Origin of the sequence: Staphylococcus sp. MB377 (assembly GCF_001922505.1) — a bacterium.
GTDB classification, from domain to species: domain Bacteria; phylum Bacillota; class Bacilli; order Staphylococcales; family Staphylococcaceae; genus Staphylococcus; species Staphylococcus haemolyticus.
Genome location: NZ_MAON01000011.1, coordinates 96,063 through 114,957 on the forward strand (window position 1 = coordinate 96,063; position 18,895 = coordinate 114,957).

Genomic DNA, 18,895 nt, shown 5'->3' on the forward strand with positions numbered 1-18,895 from the left:
TTTTGCTATAAAGTCAAGGTTCTGAGGAGAATTATATAAAGAAGTAGGGAGTAGGACATTGATTCCATTTTGCATCCGTCACACTCCCTAAACGTTTCAACTTTTCCCTAGTAATGATTTTCTGGAATACACTGAATCAAAGCAATTTTATCGTTCTTTGTAGTTACTAAAATTTCAAAGCCATTATTTTTCACGGTATTATAAATATAACTTCCAGCATCATTATTTTTTTCATAATCACTGTATTTACTAATAAATGTTTGCTCATCAACATTTGAGGGTGACACGCCAATTCCTCTTACTACTTCAGTATTACCTTTCAATTCATAGACCACTGCTAAATCACCATAAATGGTATATAGATTATCCATGCCCACTTTGTGAAAAACACGATTGGATCTGCCATATCTTTTTTCCACTTCTGCTCTAGTCATGCCAGGTTTAATTCCCATGTAAGCATCCCTTGTATCCTTTTGCATAAATGACTTATGGAAATCCTCACTCATGACATCAATTTTAGGTGCTTGTGAATGAATCGCATCTTTGTCTTTTTCATCTTCACTTTGTTTCGCTTTTTGCTTTTCTGCTTTAATAGGATCATTAGACACTTTATCGTCATCCGTTGTTTCTTTATCTTTCTTCAAATGCGCTGTTGTAGTTGTAGTCTGCTCCGTTTGTTTCCCTTCTTTTAAAAAGAAATGATAATAAGCAAAACAGCAACTGACTATAATCCCAATAACAACTAAGACAACTAATATAAATAGCCAAATGCTTGGCTTACGCTCAGCTACCTCATATTGTGACTCAATCGAATCATCTTCAAATACGCGTAAATCATTGCCACATTTACTACAAAATCGTTGCTCTTTAGTTATTTTATTACCACATCTAGGACAAAAATTCTTGATATTACCTTCCTTCACTTCATGTTGCTAAATCTAAGTAGTTGTTGTGAATTTAGGACTCTTATTTGTTTTGACACCTACATTATATTTAATTTTAAATTAAGCACCAATTATTTTCTATAATCTTTTTATATAAATTTACCTAAAAAACAAAGCCGAAGAAAGCTTCACGCTTCTCGACTTTAATCTCGTTATCCTTCATCTTTATCTCTATCATCATATCGCATTTGTTGTCGGTAACCATAAGTACTTTCTTTGATTAGTTGATCATTTAATAATCCAGCACCAATCGCACCTGCAACAGTTGAAATAGAAGCAGCAAACCAAGGAATACTTAGATATAAATCAATTCCAGCCGGTCCTTTTAACCCTACCTGTTGCCCTAAGAAATTAGATGGTAGTAACACAAGTTCCGCAATTAAAAATAATGTGTAGAGAATAATGTAATAAATGATAATAGCTACAAAGAGCGTCATCACTGTAGTTAAGTTATATAACCATGTAATTCGTTTATTACGACTTTGTTTGACAGATTCCCACAAATCATGAGACATCATAATCCAAAGTAACATACCTAAGACTGCGATAATAGATATTCCAAATAGACGCCACATTGAGAATTCCTTACTCATCTGCCACATAGTCGTAAATATTAAGCCAAATGCACCAGTGGTAAAAGCAATTGCCACAATATTACTAAGGCTTGCCATCATATTAAGTGGATTATTTGCAAATGTCATACCACTCACAAGCCGAACCATTCCCATTGACCTAGTATTGGATAAATAGCGTAAATGATCATTATCTGTTTCATCTAAATGTACTTCAGTTTTATCAATTTTAGATAATGGAAATTGTTTGTTAACTGCATATGTTACATGATTATTGTCATCATAATCATTCTTTTCAGATTCAGAATGATGCACTTCATTGATTATCGCAACGATGACGTTCTTAAAACGTTTCTTAACTGGGCGCCAACCAAATGCAGGATAAGAAAAGACAGCAGCACCATTCTTCTTATTGATGTCCAGAGCTAACACACGTTCATCATGAAACATAGGTAAATCTGTAATTGCAACGACATAATCCCATTCTCGCTTATCATGATAATCTTGTATCTTTTTAAAAATTTTGCCAACGGATTCTGCGTAGCCTGTCAGAGGATCAACCACGAGATCCACTTCCCAGTCATGTTGGTTGTTATTCTGGTGAGATAAGATGTTCGGAATATCATCCATTAAACTCTCAGCTAATTTTTCTGTAACACCAGGAGCAACAACTAAACCGATTGTTTTAGCTTCATTCATGCGTCATCCTCCTCTCTATGATCTTGTTTTTTACCTTCATACTGTTCATCATCATTACTTTCTTTGTTTGATGAAGATTGTTCCACGTCATGTTGCGATACATCTTGTGATTGTTGTTCTTTTTTCTCTTTTTCCTCTTGTTGCGCTTCTTTATAACGATGATATTGGCGATAAGAATACGTAATACGTCGTATCTTCTCTTCATTTTCTACAGTTGAGCCCATTGCACCCGCTAATAAACCAAGCGATGATACAAACCATAATAATTTCAAATAATTTATAAATGTGAAATCAGGATTTGCACTCGTCCAACTATTAAATAAACCTACAGGTACAAATAATGAAATACTAATAGATAGTAATACATATAAAACTACGTAATTCATCAATGTAATGATGACTAAAGTAAGTAATGTCGTCGCGTTATATACATAGCGATAAACACGTTGAGACTTTGCTGTTTTTCCTTCAAATAACTGATGCGCGTATAATAACCATCCCGCCATACCTAATATAGAAATAATCATTAAGACAATAAATCTTAAGGTTGAATATTGAACACTTAACTCCCATGGCATAGAGAAGATAGAAACATATGTCCCTGTCGCAAATGCAACGGAAATAATCTTCTTAAAATTAAACAAATTCCTCCATGGCTCATTCGCTCGCGTTAAACCTAAAATAAGCTGCAACCATCCTAATATAAAGTAGCGATTAATATAACGTCTTTTCGAACTTTCATCTTCTCGAGGATCAACAGCTTTAGGTTTAATCAGTGGATGCACTTTGGGGCGCTCTTTCGTATTATTGTGATATAACTGTTCAACTAGTGCTGTCATACTCTTCACTAACTTACGCTCTAAATTAATCCAACCTAACGCAGGTAATGAAAGCATAGAAACTTGCTTTTCACTATTAAAGTCACTAATAACAACTTTATTACCTGAGATACTTGGTAAATCTGTAATACAGATAACGAAATCCCATTCATATTCTTTCTTCAATTCTGCTGCTTTATCTATACTCTCATGTACATCCTCAGCAGATCCTATTAATAAATCTACTTTACTCTCGAAATGCCATTCATCCACATCCTTAATTCGGTCATGTAAATGTTGTTGAACCTTTGGTATCGCATTATCGACGAGCTTATGTGCAACGCCTGGCGATGGCACTAATCCAATCGTAAAGGTCATGATTAACCTCCTTCCTCTTCTAATATTTGCTAAGTTTACTATTGATTATTTGTTTGAAAAAGTATTAATTAACAGGGTCAAAATTATGCAATGCTCATTTTATGATAATAACAATACTTTTTGCAATTAAGGGAGTTGAACAGAATTCGTTTTGAATTCGCTTTTCAACTCTCGCAAGGATAACTAGTACTAAGAAGAGGTTAATTTTAAACTTATTATCAGTTCAGTCAGCTAATGCGAATTTGTATTGTAGACTTATGAAATTGTTTTATAATCGGCTATTCACATTAACTCTAACTAGTCAAATTACAGTCTTGACTTCTAAAATTAAAAATACTAAATTAAATACATAGTATAAAAATATGCACTAGGGGTGTTTTCAAACTGAGATGGAGTCATACTCCAAACCCTTTGAACCTGAACTAGATGGTACTAGCGTAGGAAAGTGTGGACGAAATCGTAGATAACTTGATTAAGGTCTAGATATGTCATGCCTTATTTCATATAAACTCACATCTATCATTTACGTAACTTTTCTATAGTGAAGGTTGCGTATTTTTTACTTTAAAAAAGAGACAGAGGTGACCGCCAGGCAATTTTATCATAGTAGCAAAAATGTCATGTTGAAATAAGCATTGTCTGAGAGAAGCTTAGACTAGTAGTATTGTAGAAAATTCATTTTATTTATCCATATAATAGAAATTAACGTAAAGTCGGTGATGCTAACTTAGGGACGTCACCGACTTCTTTATTACAATTAAAAAGAGCGAGACATTCGTCTCACTCTTTAAACGACTCAACTATTAATATTTATATGGGTCATTATCTTTTTTATCTTTCAATTTGTCTGCTTCATCACGTACAAAATCGTTATCTTTATGCTCATTTCGATCTTTATCAAAATCATTTAAATCTTTATGTGTTTCATCTTGATATCTATCACTATGAGAACCAAATTGACTACGTTCTTCATTGTGATGATTATGATTGTGCTCTTTATTTTGATTAAAGTTATTGTCTTTACGGTCATCTGAAGACCAATCTACATCATTACGACGGTTAAAGTCTTCATCTGAACGATGTAAGTCATCCCGACGATTAGACTCTTGATAATCATTACGCTCTAAATTAGAACGGTCATGATTATTATTGTCATAACGATTGTTATCATTGTGATTTGAATGGTTATGACTACCATTATGAACATCATCATTAGAATAATGTTCTTTAATATCTCTTTTTTCTTTCGCTTTATCTTCTTCATCTAAGATGAATGCATTGTTTTTAGCGTTAACATCTTTATCATCATGATGATTTTCACGACGGTTGTTATTGTCATAATAGCCATTAGCGTAATTATCTTTTTTCTTACCTTTTCTTACAAGTAGCATAATACCAGCTACGATCCAAAGAATAAAACTAATCCAGTTAGACAATAATGCAATTAGACCTGCAATAATTAATAAGATACCTGCAATTTTAGGTTTTTTACTAATTAAAATACCGCCAATAATCGCTAAAATTAGTGAAATTACAGCACCCCAAGTTAAGAAGCTAATGAAACTACCTAAAGCATCAATACCTTGATTCAATTCTGAAGTAGATACTGAATTACCTTGCTTTTGAGATTCACTAATCATTTGATCTTTAAAGTTATTATTTCCCATTAAAGGTTTAAGAACTAAGAACATGATTGCAGCTATTGCTTGCAATACAACCCCTAGCCAAGTAAGGATATGTTCAACCGTGCGTTTAATCTTGTTATTTTGCGTGTGATGTAATGTATTATCGTTTGTTTGATTAGCCATTTTTACGCCTCCTTTTTTTGTTGTATACCCTACCGATGATTAGGTTACACTTAATTTTTAAAAAGTATGGCAAATTTTTAATACTCGATCTAGTGATATCGATTAACAATCATGTAATAAATACGCGATGTAATCCAATACATCAACGCATACATAACAACAACCGAAATAATAACACCGACATAACTTGTCACAAACACACCAACATGATTAACATTCAGAATACTTAACACGTTATATATTATTTTTGAAGCAAAGATAACATGAATCGTTGCGACAATAATTGGCAATGCAAATATCCATATAATTTGTTTATTAATGGTATCTTTAATTCTGTCATTATCTATACCAACTTGCTGCATAATTTGATAATTCTTACGGTCCTCATATCCTTCTGCAACATTTTTATAATACATCATTAGAAATGTGCCAATGAATAAAATGATAGACACTACCGTTCCAATAAAGATAAGTCCTCCATTAATTTCATATAATGTGCCCGCCACTTCTTTTTTATCATCAATACTCACTTTATAGCGTTGCATTAATGTATTTTTCAACTTATCAAAATCAGATGTATGCTTTGTCATGATATTAAAATGCATAAATGTATTTTGAACTTTCTGCGTGCCATGATGGTCGTTCTTATCAGCATTGACATAATAATTGTTTAATTGTTGGAATGTCTTATCATCTGGAGTAATAATAGTTAACGCTCCTGGAACTGGATACGAATAATTATGACCATTTAACTGTTTAATATTGAATTGGTCCCCCATCATTGTTGCAGTTCTTAATTTTTTAAAAGGTTGATTTAAACTTTCAAATCCTAATTCCCCATGTTTCAACTTAACCTTCTTCGTATTTAGCTCATTATAATCGTGCTGTGTCATAATCACGAGATAGGTACTATTAATCGTCATATTATAATCTTTATTATTACGATGTTTAAATAATCCTGGTTGTTTGTAATCCACCGCAATCAGTGAAACTGCATTCTTCTTAAAGAAATCAACTTTAGCATTATCTTTAATATCACGTTCCAAATGACGTACTTTCTCCTGAGTCTTCTTATTATTGTGAAGATTTCCATCCATTGAAACTCTATATTGATCCGACATAATAGAATCGACCTGATTCGATATCCCTCTATAAGTTGAAATCGTCATACCCACAGTAACAATTAGAAATGTACATAACATCGTGATGCTTGCAAGTCCAATCGCATTTGAATTCATCCTAGACTGCAATCCTGAAATGGTAAAAAAGTATTTGGGATTATAATACCATTTAGGGATTCGTTTTAACCAATCTAATAGTAAAACGCCTAACGATAAATATAAGCAATATGTCCCAATCATAACCAAGCCAATTGCACCGAACAAATCATATAACGAGCGTAATACCATTTGATTAGAGAGCGCAATGTGATAACTGCTAAATAACGTAACAACTCCAATAACTAGTAAAACGTATAATACAAATTTGGGTAACTTTCTTTCAGCTCTTTGACGTTGATGTATTAATTTAATAGGACTTTGGAATAATATTTTTAAATTGTTAATCAAGAAGAGAAATAACATTACCGCTGCTAAAATAATTAAAGTAATGCACATCGCTTTCACATCAAAAGGATAATCCAATAGCGACATGCCCGTTTGATGCATTAATTTATTCATAAGCATAAAAATTAATACGCCAAAGAGATAGCCACCAGTTATACTGATAACCGCGATTAAAACATATTGATATACCATCTCGATGAGCCTAATCATTCGGAAATGTTTCTTCTCCATTCCAAGTATCATGTTCATCGCAAGTTCCTGTTGACGACGTTTCATCATGAAGCGATTGGCATATAAAATAAATATAAAACCCAAGACACTCATAAAGAAATTTCCCACACCAATAAATATAGGTAATAGCTGACTTCGTTTTTGGACGTAGTCATTCATATTTAAAGATAATAGAATAAATTCCGTTGCGAACATGATGCTCAGTGCTAATATAAAGGGCATGATCACATGTCGCTGCATCTTGAAGTTTTGAGCAATCATCTTCCAGAGCATATGTATGGTCATGTTAGTACCCACTTTCATTCAGAATAGCCAAACTATCAGCGATACGCTTTTGAAAATCTTGTTGCGATTCTTCCCCTCGGTAAATTTCATGATACAAACGTCCATCTTTAATAAATAATACTCGTTTAGCATAAGACGCATCGATAGTTGAATGAGTTACCATTAATATCGTTTGCGTATTATCATTAATTTCTCGAAATAGCGTCATGATTTGTTTCGAAGTCTTTGAATCGAGCGCACCGGTCGGCTCATCGGCGAGCAGTAAATCGGGTTCATTGATTAATGCACGACCAATCGCAATTCGTTGTTGTTCACCACCAGAAACTTGATACGGGTATTTAGAAAGTAATTTCTCAATACCTAATTTAGAACTTAGCGCATTCATACGCTGTTCCATTACTTTATGAGAGCGGTTAGCAAGCACAAGTGGCATTAAGATGTTATCTTGATTCGTCATAGTTGGTAAGACGTTGAAATCTTGAAAGACAAAGCCAAGATTATCACGACGAAAATGCGCAATTTGCTTATTACGTAACTTGCGAATATCTTGAGTGTTAATAGTGATGTTGCCTTCAGACACTTTATCAAACGTTGCAATTAAGTTTAATAATGTGGATTTACCTGAACCCGACTCACCCATAATGGCTACAAATTCTCCCTTATCAATTGTAAATGAAATGCCATTCAGCGCAGTAGTCGCATTTAACCCTCTGCCAAACGTTTTCTTTACATTTTTGACGTCTAATAACATCGCTTCAACCTCGCTCTCTTTAATAATTTTTTACAAAAATGATCACAATGAAGATGTAATCCAATAATTTAAGACCTCATGTTCCTTTTGTTATCTCTATCATAAAACAAAAAAATGCCAACAACATTGATAATTTCTTACAAATGTTGTTGGCTAGCTTACAATATTGAAAGTTTAATTATTTTTCGGGAAATAAATACTAAATGCCGTACCTTTGTTCAACTCAGACTGTACATCTACATGATGATGTAAATGTTGAGAGATATGTTTAACAATAAACAATCCAATGCCTGATGAATTAGCATTCAATCGACCATTATATCCTGAATAGCCTTTATCAAAGATCTTCGGTAAGTCAGCTTGACTAATACCGACACCATTATCACGAATAGTCAATACATGCTGTTGTTGGTCAAACGTAATCCAAATGTCCTTACCTCGCGCATACTTCAATGCATTATTTAGAATCTGTTCAATCATAATCGAACACCATTGTGCATCGGTCAGAACTTCATCCTCACACCGTTCATAATGAATCTTTGTCTTCTGATCAATAAATTGAATAGAATATTTCATAATTAATGGACGGACAAGGTCATTAATCTTTACTTTTGAAAAGGACATATCCGTTTCTTGGTTCATCAATTTTAAATAACTTAACGCTAAACTTGTATAATTATCAATTTGAATAATTTCTTGTCGCACTCGATTGACGACATTATCTTCATTACGCTCTAACAACAATTTAGATGCTGTAATAGGCGTCTTCATTTGATGAACCCACGTTAAGAAGTAATTCTCCACATTAGCTTGATATTCAGTTTGATCACTTTTCACCTGTTGCAATTCATGCTCTAGTTCATGAATAGTGTCTCTCATCTGAACTTGTTCTCTAAACCCACTTAATTGTACTAACCAATAAATTATCATGATGAATAGCATTATTCCGGCACCTAATAGATACGCACTCAGTGGCAAATTAAATAGAAAGAAGATAAGTAAGAATAATAATATAAATGTGATAACTATAATAATTTCATTTAATATTGATTTAATAAAAGCTTTCAGCATAATTAAGACACCTTATATCCAACATTCTTCTTAGTTTCAATTAAATCTATAACACCTATCGATTGTAATTTCTTACGCAATCGTGTCATATTGACTGCTAAAGTATTGTCATCTATAAAATTCTCCGACTCCCAACACTTTTCAATCAATGCGGTACGGCTGACATACTTACCTACATTGCGGAACAACATATTTAAGATTTGTAATTCAGTAAAGGACAATTGAACCGATTGAACCGATTCGTCTTCATGGTAAAGTGTTGCTTCATCTACAACAAGTTTGCAATTTTTAACAGTAATTTCATTATTAGACACTGCTAAATCATACGTTCTACGTAATAATGCTTGAATCTTAGTTATAGTTAACGATAAATTAAATGGTTTCTCGATAAAGTCATCGCCGCCCATTTGAATTGCCATAATTTGATCCATATTGTCGGTTCTTGAACTAATAAACATAATCGGTACATTAGAAGTCTTACGTATCTCCTGACACCAGTGATAGCCATTGAATGTCGGTAGATTGATATCGAGCAATACGAGTTGCGGTTGATTTGCATGAAATACGTCGATAATATTATCAAATTGTTTAGCCACGATGACCTCATAATTCCATTTCGATAACTCTTGCTCTAAACTTTCTGCAATGATAAAATCATCTTCCACGATGAATACTTTCATATTGCTCACCTTTCATTACTAATGATTTATTAAGCTTTGTGGTCGTCGTCATAATCAGGATTTGAAACTTTATTCTTTTCCTTTTCAAATTCTGCTTCTTTTTGTTCAGTTTTCTTTTTACGTTTACGTTCTTCCATTATTGATAATGCGATAAATCCAATGATGAGTAGTGGTGATAACATTACAAATATCATCGATTGAACACCTCTATATTTTATATTTGATTGATACATCGTCTTAGTCTTCATTTTACAACTTTACTTATAAAATGAACATCAAAAAACTGAAGCGATACCGAAATAATGACTATTTCAACGTACCGCTTCAATCATAATAAAGATTATAAATTTAATTGCGACTCATAAGTACAGATTAGATATTACTTTTTATTTAAGATGTAAGTTCTAATATCTTCTATTGAAATACTGTCGTATATTTGTGTTTTGGCTTCTCCTATTTTGGCTACTCTCAACATACTTCCACCATAGCTCTTTGGTGAATATTGCTCCCAATAGTCTAATTGTTCAAATAGTTCTTTCAATGTTTCCATAAGATTTACCACCTTTTCTAAATTTGGGTAAATAAAATAGCCCTCCTTAAATAAGAAGCGCTCACGGACATCTTCTTATCTTTCAGGAACTCCTGTTGGATTTAGCACCTCACGTCAAACGCAGTTGCTGGAGCTTCATAGGGCCAATTCCCTCCACTCACTCTTAATAAGACGAACTATTTTATTTATTGGTATTATAACTCACTTTTAACAATTATAAAAGTAAAACGTTTACAACATATGATAAAACTAAATATAAAATAAATTCTATTCATTAATAATTGTTTACAATTACTTTACTTAAAAATAACTTTATACTAACTGAAAATCAAATTAAATTTCTTAATATGAATAGTGTAACAACTATACAATATACATATTAGGAGGCTTTTTTTAAATGAGTTTCATCAATAAATTTGGTAAAACAACAGTAGCAAGTTCAATCTTAGCTGCATCTGTATTAGGGACAACACACGTGTCATTCGCGTCAGGTTCTGGCGAAGGTAACCAAGGCCAACAAGGACAAAATGAAGATTACATGGCCATCGGTAACACAAAGAATCCTAAAAACGTTATTTTCATGGTCGGCGATGGTATGGGACCTGCATACAATTCAGCTTATCGTTACTATGCCGACAATCCAAATACTAAAGAATTAGATCAAACTGCATTTGACAAATATTTAAAGGGTACTAACCGTACTAACCCTAATGACCCTAAAGAGAATGTAACAGATTCAGCTGCAGGTGGTACAGCCTTTGCAACTGGTCACAAAACATATAATGGTGCAATTTCAGTAGATAATAATAAAAAGCCATTAAAATCCGTTCTAGAAAAAGCGAAAGAACTTGGCAAATCAACTGGTATTGTGACAACTGCTGAAGTAACAGATGCAACACCAGCCGTATATGCTGCACACGTTGATGACCGTGATAAGAAAGACGAAATCGCGCAACAGTTTTACAATGACAAAATTAATGGTCAACATAAAGCTGATGTTATTTTAGGTGGCGGTTCTAAATACTTCGGTAAAGAAAATGGTAATTTAACGAATAAGTTCCAAAAAGACGGTTATGATTATGTAACAAACAAAGATGAACTTGCTAATTCACAAAGTGATCAAGTATTAGGTTTATTCTCTGAAAAAGATATGCCTTTACAAATCGATGCACCACAAAGTAATCCATTATTAGTAGATATGGAAAACAGTGCCTTATCTAAACTAGAAAAGAATGATAAAGGGTTCTTCTTAATGGTCGAAGGTGCGTCTATCGATAAATCAGGACACCCTAACGACATTACTGGTGTTATGTCAGAAATGGGCGGATTTGAAAAAGCTTTCCAAAATGCAATAGACTACTCAAACAAACACAAAGACACTTTAGTTGTAGCAACTGCCGATCATTCAACTGGTGGTTTATCAATTGCTAAAGGGAAAGATTACGTATGGAATCCAGAAGCAATTCATAAAATGAAACACTCTGGTAGCTACATGACTAAACAAATTGCAGATGGCAAAGATCCTGAAAAAGTAATCAACGAAGGTTATGGTATCGAATTCCCTTCTAAACAAATGGATAAAGTTAAAGACGCTGCTAAAGAATTGAAAGAAGCTCAAGATAAAGCTAAAAGTGAAGACGATGAAAAAGTAGCTGCAGCAACTACTAAACTTCAAGATGCGATTCAAAAACCAATCAACGATGAATCTCACACTGGTTGGACTACTTATGGTCATACAGGTGAAGACGTAAACACATATGCACATGGACCAGGTGAAAATAAATTTGCTGGTAATAATGATAATACAGATAGCGCAAAAAATATCTTTGATTTCTTTAATAACGATGTAACATCTAATCAAAACCAACAATAATTAAGACTAAAAATTTAAGTATAATAAAGGTTAATTGCAATTTAAAAGCACTTTGTCAATGATTTATATCATCGACAAGGTGCTTTCATTTAGTTAAGATTTAAGTTTTCTTTTAATTTCTCATTAACTTCTTTTAGACTATTTTTATCAGGATAGAAGTAGTATAGATTGTCATCACCAAGTGCATTTTGACCGTTAATTGTTAAACGTTTAACATTGTCTTGTGCTTTATCATAGTCAGATTTGAAGCGATTTAACTGTACGAAGCTTAAATCTGTTTTCAAGTTATCTTGAGCAGCTTTGAATATACCGTTTAATTTAGTTACTGAGTTAACAGAGAATGCTTCTCTAGCAACTGCTGTAATTACTTGTTGTTGACGCAATTGACGACCTTCATCGCCACCAGCACCATCTTCCTTACGACTACGCATGTAAGCTAAAGCTTTTTTACCATCCATTTTGTATTGCTCACCTTTAGTGAATTGATAGGTATTGGTACTATCTTTAGTTATAAAAGAGCCATTACTCGTAATTGTAACTCCACCAAGTTCATCTACTACTGTTTTAACGCCATCCATATCAATAGAAATATAATGGTCAACAGGTACATCCATTAATTTTTCCAATGAGTTGACTGCCATTTTGGGACCACCATATGCATAAGCATGGTTAATTTTTTCGGTAGTTCCATGTCCAACAATTTTAGCACGTGTATCACGAGGTACACTTACCATTACAGTTTTTTTATCCTCTGGGTTAATTGACATCAAGACGATAGAGTCACTACGTTGCCCGAGATTTTCTTGCTGTCTTTCAGCATCGTCATCTATACCGTAAAGCACAACCGTCATAGGGTCTCCCTCTTTTGCTGCCTTTTGTCTTAATTGGGAATGATCTCTATCTAAGGATTCATTAATTGAATTATTTAATGAATGTAATTTCGTAAAGACAAAAATAGCTGCAGCAACAATAAGTACTAATAATATAATCAGTATTGTAATAATTACTTTAAAAGTAGTTGATTTCTTTTTTTTCATAATATTAATCACTCATTTTTTATAGACTTTTAATAATTTCAATCACTCGTGTTTGCTGCTCATCTGTCATATCAGAACCTGATGGTAAACATACTCCATGGTCAAATAAATAGGCACTGTTATCTATACCATCAACCATTATATAATCATAAGATTCAAAGTATGGTTGTAAGTGCATTGGTTTCCATACTGGACGTGCTTCAATATTATTTTTTTGTAATTGCGAATTAATTTTGTTTTTCTTCAACATTACAAAATATATTCTTTACATTCATCAAAACCATTACATTTTATCTTATAATATTAGTTAGAATTTACGTTAAAACTAATGTAACTATCATGTAAATATGCAATAAATAAACTACTTGCGTAATGAATTAGTAGCTTATTTATAAAAATTCATTTTATAGCTATGTAATTCCGAGTAAAACTTTCAGATTTCTTTATCCGTACATTATACAATTTTGAACGGTCAATATATGTCCTTATGCAATAAATTCATTATTTGTCTTAAAAAGTTATACTTACATTTATCCTCTTCCTCAATTAAGGTCTCTCCAACAAACAATAATTATGTAATTTACATAAATATAAAAAAGCCAAGATATTTCTACACAGAGATATCTTGGCTTAAAACATTAATATTCAATATTTGGCATTTCGTTTACTTTGTTTTGGTATTTTTTGAAACCAACATATGCAGCTACGCCTAAAACTACTGTAATTAATAATCCCTTCATGTCTGTCACTCCTTTAAGGTTCTACATTTATTAGATTTCTTAAATATTAAAATCTAAATTTACCTATATTATACACTTAAAATTGTTCATTTTTAAAGTCACGTTTAATTATCTTATACACCATTGGTCTGATTTTTCATGAAAAGTATTGTATTATTTTGAAAATCGAGTATATTAATTATATCGATTTCGAAATAAATATATATGAGGTGCACGACTGTGGCAAAATTATTATACATTACAGCACACCCATTAGATGAATTAGCTTCTAATTCTATGGCTGCTGGTAAAGCATTTATTGATTCATACAAAGATAATCATTCAAGTGATGAAGTGAAGCACATTGATTTATTCAAAGAAGATATCCCTGTTATTGATAAAGATGTATTAACTGGTTGCGGTAAATTAAGAAATGGCGATGAACTTAATCAAGATGAACAACAAAAAGTTGATCGTTTCAGTGAAATTTTAGAAGAATTCCTTTCAGCTGATAAATATGTTTTCGTTTCACCAATGTGGAACTTATCATTCCCACCTGTATTGAAAGCGTACATTGACGCAATTTCAATTGCAGGTAAAACATTCAAATACACTGCAGAAGGTCCTCAAGGTCTTTTAACAGATAAAAAAGTATTACACATTCAATCACGTGGTGGTTTCTATTCAGAAGGTCCAGCTGCAGATGTTGAAAGTGGCGACCGTTACTTAAGAACAATCATGACATTCTTAGGTGTACCTTCATACGAAAATGTAATTATTGAAGGTCATAATGCGGAACCAGAGAGAACAGAAGAAATTAAAGCCGCTTCAATTACTGAAGCACAAGAAATGGGTAAAAATTTCTAATAAGCATATTAAAAGGCATTGCGTAGTCATTTACGCAATGCCTTTTTACTATTCAATCCTATTTACTTCTCATCTTTCAAATGCTGAATATCTTGAAATCCTTCTCTGTAATTCGATAGTTCTTCCATGATGTCATACCAATCATGTCCTACCTTCTGAAAGGTACTCTGCATTAATTCATCTTGTGCTTTATTTAATTTATCAACTAACTTACTGCCTTTAGGCGTTGGAAATAATTGTTTCACACGTCGATCTTCTTCAGATGTTTGTTCAACAATTAACCTTTCTTCCTTCAATTTACGCAACGTCGCATGTGATCCTTGTTTAGAGATTTCTAATGTCTTTAATAATTGCTTAATGGTAATACCAGGCAATTTATTAATGAAGAACAAAAAGCGATGGTGCTGACGACTCATGTCGTATTTTTCAATAATTTCATCTGCCGTTTTTATAAATGTCTTATATGCGAAGTAAAATAACATATGTTCATAATCATTTTTATTACTATCCATAGATTTCTTTCCTTTTCCATTTATGAATGATTATACACATTATAATCAATTTTCAAAAAACAGTCGAAAAAAGGTCAACTAAATTGACTTTATTAGCCAATATAATTATATTGTAAGTGTATTCTAATTTATAAATAAAGGTGGAATGAATATGAAACAACGTGTAGGACAATACTTAATGGATGCAGTACATCATGCAGGCGTCGACAAAATCTTTGGCGTGCCAGGAGACTTCAACCTAGCTTTTCTAGATGACATCGTACGTCATGAAGGCGTTGAATGGGTAGGAACGACTAATGAACTTAATGGTAGTTATGCTGCAGATGGCTATGCACGTATCAATGGACTAGGCGTGCTCGTTACTACATTTGGTGTTGGTGAATTAAGTGCTGTTAACGGTATCGCAGGTTCGTATGCTGAACGTGTCCCAGTGATTGCAATTACAGGCGCGCCAACGCAAGCAGTAGAACAAGCCGGTAAGTATGTGCACCATTCATTGGGTGAAGGTCGTTTCGATAGCTATCAAAAGATGTTCGAACACATTACGACAGCGCAAGCATACATTACTGCTGAGAACGCAACAACTGAAATCCCTAGAGTCATTAATGCTGCTATTCATGAACGTCGCCCAGTGCACATTCATCTTCCTATTGATGTTGCAATGACTGAAATCGAGGTAGATTCAGAGTATGATGTCGCACCAATTCCAGACGTAAATGTTGATCGATATATTAATATGGTCGCTGACAAACTACGCTCCGCTTCACAACCAGTCATTATCACAGGTCATGAAATCAACAGTTTTCACTTACACAAAGCACTCGAGCAATTTGTTAATCAAACACACATTCCAGTCGCTCAATTATCATTAGGTAAAGGGGCATTTAACGAAGAGAACCCCTATTATATTGGCATTTACGATGGCAAAATTGCAGAAGACCAAATTAAAGATTATGTCGATAACAGTGATGCCATTTTAAATATTGGCGCTAAATTAACTGACTCAGCTACAGCCGGTTTCTCTTATGAATTTGATATTGATGATGTGGTTATGCTTAATCATCATAACTTTAAATTGAATGAAACGGTTGCTGAAGATGTGACGCTACCTAGCTTAATTGATGGACTTAATACCATTGATTATCGATATGAGGGCTCGTTCCCTACTTTTGAAAAAGGGACATCAAAAGAAGTCGCATTATCAGATGATATCTTAACGCAATCAACTTACTTTGACATGATGCAACAATTCATTAAAGAGGATGATGTCTTATTAGCTGAGCAAGGTACATCATTCTTCGGTGCGTATGATTTAGCTTTACCGAAAGACATGACGTTTATAGGACAACCATTATGGGGTTCTATCGGTTATACTCTACCAGCTACTTTAGGTACGCAAATGGCTGATCCAAATCGCCGTAACATCTTACTAATCGGGGATGGCTCATTACAACTTACAGTTCAAGAGTTATCTACGATGATCCGCCAAGATATCAAACCGATTATCTTTGTGATTAATAACGATGGTTATACAGTAGAACGTTTAATCCACGGCATGGAAGAAACGTACAATGATATCCGTATGTGGGATTATAAAGCCTTACCTAAAGTGTTCGGTGGCGATAATGTTATTGTGCATGACGTGAAAACATCGAATGACTTACAGAACGTCTTTGACGCCATTAACGCTGCTCCAGAGCAATTACACTTCACTGAAGTCACAATGAAGTGGGATGACGCACCAGCTAAACTTCGCGACATTTCAAAAGCCTTTGCAGCACAGAATAAATAGGTCATCTACAATTATTAAAATAAGCCTGTCGCATGTTCTACCATGTCACAGGCTTTTTTGCATCATATACTCTTTTCATCCAAGTATTCAGAATCAATGACATCTTTCGTGATATCTTGAAGATGTTTTATATCCCATTGACTTTTCTTATCGTTTATTAATCCATGTTGTTGGGCTAATTTCTCATTATAATCATCTAAATTATACACTTCAAAATCATGTCTCGTGTCTTTATTGGTAGGATCCCACTGTTGATAATGATTGACCATACTCGTCCACTTCACATTTTCAATATGTGCACCTTTAGGCGCTTTAACTATATCAAAATTTAGTCTTCCTAATAATTGATTATGTTCATCTCCAGTATTTTGCCCATTCAGAAAGTTACCTAATGAATATGCGACAAGTGTTTGATGATTATCACGCTTACTCTTCACCCATTTAACCGGTTGAATGACATGTGGGTGTGTACCAATGACAACATCTACACCCTCATCCGCAAATAATTGAGCGTATTTCTTCTGTGTCTTATTTGGTGTATGGTGATTTTCATTTCCCCAATGGGCAGACACTATCACTACGTCGCTTTGTTGTTTTGCTTTTTGTATATCCTGTTTAATAGTAGCTTCGTCAAACGTTTTAATTGTGTAAGGATATTGTGATGTCATTTCATTTGTACCATATGTATAACTAAGTAAACTCACCTTAATACCATTCACAGTCATAACTGGTATCGTTTGAGCGTCCTTTTCCGAATTAAAAATACCTGTAAATAAAACTTGTTTATCAAACTTATTCCATGTCTTGAGGTGATTTAGGACACCTTCATCACCTTGATCTAATGAATGATTATTGGCACCATTTACCATATCAAATCCGGTTTCGACAACATCTTGAGCAATCTGACTCGGAGTATTGAAGTTCTTAAATCCTGAAAATGGGCGATCATCCCCACCTAATGGAGATTCTTGATTAATAAATGCAAGGTCAGGTGATTGTATGTCGTTCTTAATATGTAAATACATAGGCTTAAAATTGAATGACCCATCTTGTTGCAGTGCATCATTATAGACAACGGGGTGTATTAAATTATCTCCTACTGCAACCACTGATGCTTCATCAGTAACATCTTCAGCCAGTGCCATGCCACAGAGAATTGCAAAAGTGAAAAATAGTACTAAACAACTAACATAATACTTAATCACAAAGTACGCCTTCTTTCATTGAAGAATTTCAACGTCTTTTATATTCAAAACATATTTTAGTTGAGTTGCATAACATTTATTAACGAACTCTTTAATTTTCATTTTAGACAATTACTAATTTTAATGCAATTTGGATAAGAAAAAATTTTAATATATCATTTAGTTGTATAGTCGATAAATTATTAAGGGAGTTTATAATATGATATTATTGCCATTAAGCTTTGTTATGGGTTGCTTTGGTTATATCTTTAAATTCCATCCACCTACCGAGCGCAATCGTTGGTACGGTTATCGAACAACGAAATCAATGGTCAATGATCGTAATTGGATTAAAGCACAAAAACAATTTGGCATCTATTCTTTAAAATACTTATGGGTGTTATTATTGTTTGGAATTATCGGAGTAGTGATTGAAATTGTAGGTATGATGAGAAGTACTGACATTATCATCATGACTGGTTTAGGCATAGAATTGGTAGTAATGCTGTGGTATATGTTTATTGTGTATTGGAAAGTGGAGAAAGCACTTTAATTTTGA

At 33.4% G+C, this 18,895-nt stretch carries 18 protein-coding genes, 1 pseudogene and 2 riboswitches; of the genes and pseudogenes, 4 read left to right on the forward strand and 15 right to left on the reverse strand.

Going from position 1 to position 18,895, the window contains the following annotated elements; genetic code table 11:
- Positions 1-107: 107 nt before the first annotated feature.
- The 10 genes from BB045_RS02485 to BB045_RS12105 all read right to left on the reverse strand — a co-directional run bounded on the left by BB045_RS02485 (position 108) and on the right by BB045_RS12105 (position 10,352).
- Positions 108-923 carry a zinc ribbon domain-containing protein gene (locus BB045_RS02485; protein WP_070440946.1) on the reverse strand — a complete coding sequence of 272 codons (816 nt, stop codon included), beginning with the start codon at positions 921-923 and terminating at the stop codon, positions 108-110.
- A gap of 173 nt (positions 924-1,096) precedes the next feature.
- Positions 1,097-2,215: a 5,10-methylene-tetrahydrofolate dehydrogenase gene (locus tag BB045_RS02490; protein ID WP_070581004.1), complete on the reverse strand. Its 1,119-nt coding sequence runs from the start codon at positions 2,213-2,215 to the stop codon at positions 1,097-1,099.
- Complete coding sequence (locus BB045_RS02495) at positions 2,212-3,411, reverse strand: 5,10-methylene-tetrahydrofolate dehydrogenase (RefSeq protein ID WP_070581006.1); 1,200 nt, start codon at positions 3,409-3,411, stop codon at positions 2,212-2,214. Before BB045_RS02495 ends, BB045_RS02490 begins: the two co-directional genes overlap by 4 nt.
- 359 nt (positions 3,412-3,770) lie before the next feature.
- Positions 3,771-3,872: riboswitch (TPP riboswitch) on the forward strand.
- A 342-nt stretch (positions 3,873-4,214) separates the two neighbouring features.
- On the reverse strand, positions 4,215-5,219 hold the full coding sequence (locus BB045_RS02500) for a DUF4064 domain-containing protein (RefSeq protein ID WP_070440955.1): 1,005 nt from the start codon (positions 5,217-5,219) through the stop codon (positions 4,215-4,217).
- A gap of 89 nt (positions 5,220-5,308) precedes the next feature.
- Positions 5,309-7,300: an ABC transporter permease gene (locus BB045_RS02505; protein ID WP_075140448.1), complete on the reverse strand. Its 1,992-nt coding sequence runs from the start codon at positions 7,298-7,300 to the stop codon at positions 5,309-5,311.
- Position 7,301: 1 nt separating this feature from the next.
- Positions 7,302-8,051 carry an ABC transporter ATP-binding protein gene (locus BB045_RS02510; RefSeq protein WP_075140449.1) on the reverse strand — a complete coding sequence of 250 codons (750 nt, stop codon included), beginning with the start codon at positions 8,049-8,051 and terminating at the stop codon, positions 7,302-7,304.
- Between the two features lie 174 nt (positions 8,052-8,225).
- Entirely contained in the window at positions 8,226-9,122 is an 897-nt protein-coding gene (locus BB045_RS02515) for a sensor histidine kinase (protein ID WP_053036308.1), read from the reverse strand.
- A 2-nt stretch (positions 9,123-9,124) separates the two neighbouring features.
- Positions 9,125-9,802, reverse strand: coding sequence for a response regulator transcription factor (locus tag BB045_RS02520; protein WP_070440967.1), 678 nt, complete (start codon positions 9,800-9,802; stop codon positions 9,125-9,127).
- A gap of 29 nt (positions 9,803-9,831) precedes the next feature.
- The gene (locus BB045_RS12100; protein ID WP_016930641.1) at positions 9,832-9,996 is read right to left on the reverse strand and encodes a hypothetical protein; all 165 of its coding nucleotides are present in this window, start codon (positions 9,994-9,996) and stop codon (positions 9,832-9,834) included.
- Between the two features lie 185 nt (positions 9,997-10,181).
- Positions 10,182-10,352 (reverse strand): hypothetical protein, encoded by a 171-nt coding sequence (locus tag BB045_RS12105; RefSeq protein ID WP_176744128.1) that lies wholly within the window; start codon positions 10,350-10,352, stop codon positions 10,182-10,184.
- Positions 10,353-10,424: 72 nt separating this feature from the next.
- A riboswitch (SAM riboswitch) is annotated at positions 10,425-10,525 on the reverse strand.
- 224 nt (positions 10,526-10,749) lie between these two features.
- Between BB045_RS12105 and BB045_RS02525 the strand changes: the two genes are divergently transcribed.
- Positions 10,750-12,225 carry an alkaline phosphatase gene (locus BB045_RS02525; protein WP_070440970.1) on the forward strand — a complete coding sequence of 492 codons (1,476 nt, stop codon included), beginning with the start codon at positions 10,750-10,752 and terminating at the stop codon, positions 12,223-12,225.
- 89 nt (positions 12,226-12,314) lie between these two features.
- Here the strand turns inward: BB045_RS02525 and BB045_RS02530 are convergent, their stop codons facing one another.
- From BB045_RS02530 to BB045_RS02540, 3 genes and pseudogenes are all read right to left on the reverse strand, one after another.
- The gene (locus tag BB045_RS02530; protein WP_070440973.1) at positions 12,315-13,262 is read right to left on the reverse strand and encodes an LCP family protein; all 948 of its coding nucleotides are present in this window, start codon (positions 13,260-13,262) and stop codon (positions 12,315-12,317) included.
- A gap of 19 nt (positions 13,263-13,281) precedes the next feature.
- A pseudogene (locus tag BB045_RS02535) lies at positions 13,282-13,500 on the reverse strand (DegT/DnrJ/EryC1/StrS family aminotransferase); the annotation flags it as partial.
- 400 nt (positions 13,501-13,900) lie between these two features.
- Positions 13,901-14,002, reverse strand: a complete 102-nt coding sequence (locus BB045_RS02540; protein WP_016930637.1) for an SE2200 family small protein — start codon at positions 14,000-14,002, stop codon at positions 13,901-13,903.
- Between the two features lie 219 nt (positions 14,003-14,221).
- Here BB045_RS02540 and BB045_RS02545 point away from each other — a divergent pair, with 219 nt between their 5' ends.
- Complete coding sequence (locus tag BB045_RS02545; protein ID WP_070581013.1) at positions 14,222-14,848, forward strand: FMN-dependent NADH-azoreductase; 627 nt, start codon at positions 14,222-14,224, stop codon at positions 14,846-14,848.
- A 62-nt stretch (positions 14,849-14,910) separates the two neighbouring features.
- On the opposite strand, the gene BB045_RS02550 is transcribed toward BB045_RS02545, so the two are convergent.
- Positions 14,911-15,360: a MarR family winged helix-turn-helix transcriptional regulator gene (locus tag BB045_RS02550; protein ID WP_075140450.1), complete on the reverse strand. Its 450-nt coding sequence runs from the start codon at positions 15,358-15,360 to the stop codon at positions 14,911-14,913.
- Between the two features lie 151 nt (positions 15,361-15,511).
- Between BB045_RS02550 and BB045_RS02555 the strand changes: the two genes are divergently transcribed.
- Positions 15,512-17,152: an alpha-keto acid decarboxylase family protein gene (locus BB045_RS02555; protein ID WP_070839740.1), complete on the forward strand. Its 1,641-nt coding sequence runs from the start codon at positions 15,512-15,514 to the stop codon at positions 17,150-17,152.
- A gap of 62 nt (positions 17,153-17,214) precedes the next feature.
- On the opposite strand, the gene BB045_RS02560 is transcribed toward BB045_RS02555, so the two are convergent.
- Complete coding sequence (locus tag BB045_RS02560) at positions 17,215-18,297, reverse strand: CapA family protein (protein WP_176743870.1); 1,083 nt, start codon at positions 18,295-18,297, stop codon at positions 17,215-17,217.
- 259 nt (positions 18,298-18,556) lie between these two features.
- Here BB045_RS02560 and BB045_RS02565 point away from each other — a divergent pair, with 259 nt between their 5' ends.
- Complete coding sequence (locus BB045_RS02565) at positions 18,557-18,889, forward strand: SdpI family protein (protein ID WP_037551487.1); 333 nt, start codon at positions 18,557-18,559, stop codon at positions 18,887-18,889.
- Positions 18,890-18,895: the final 6 nt, after the last annotated feature.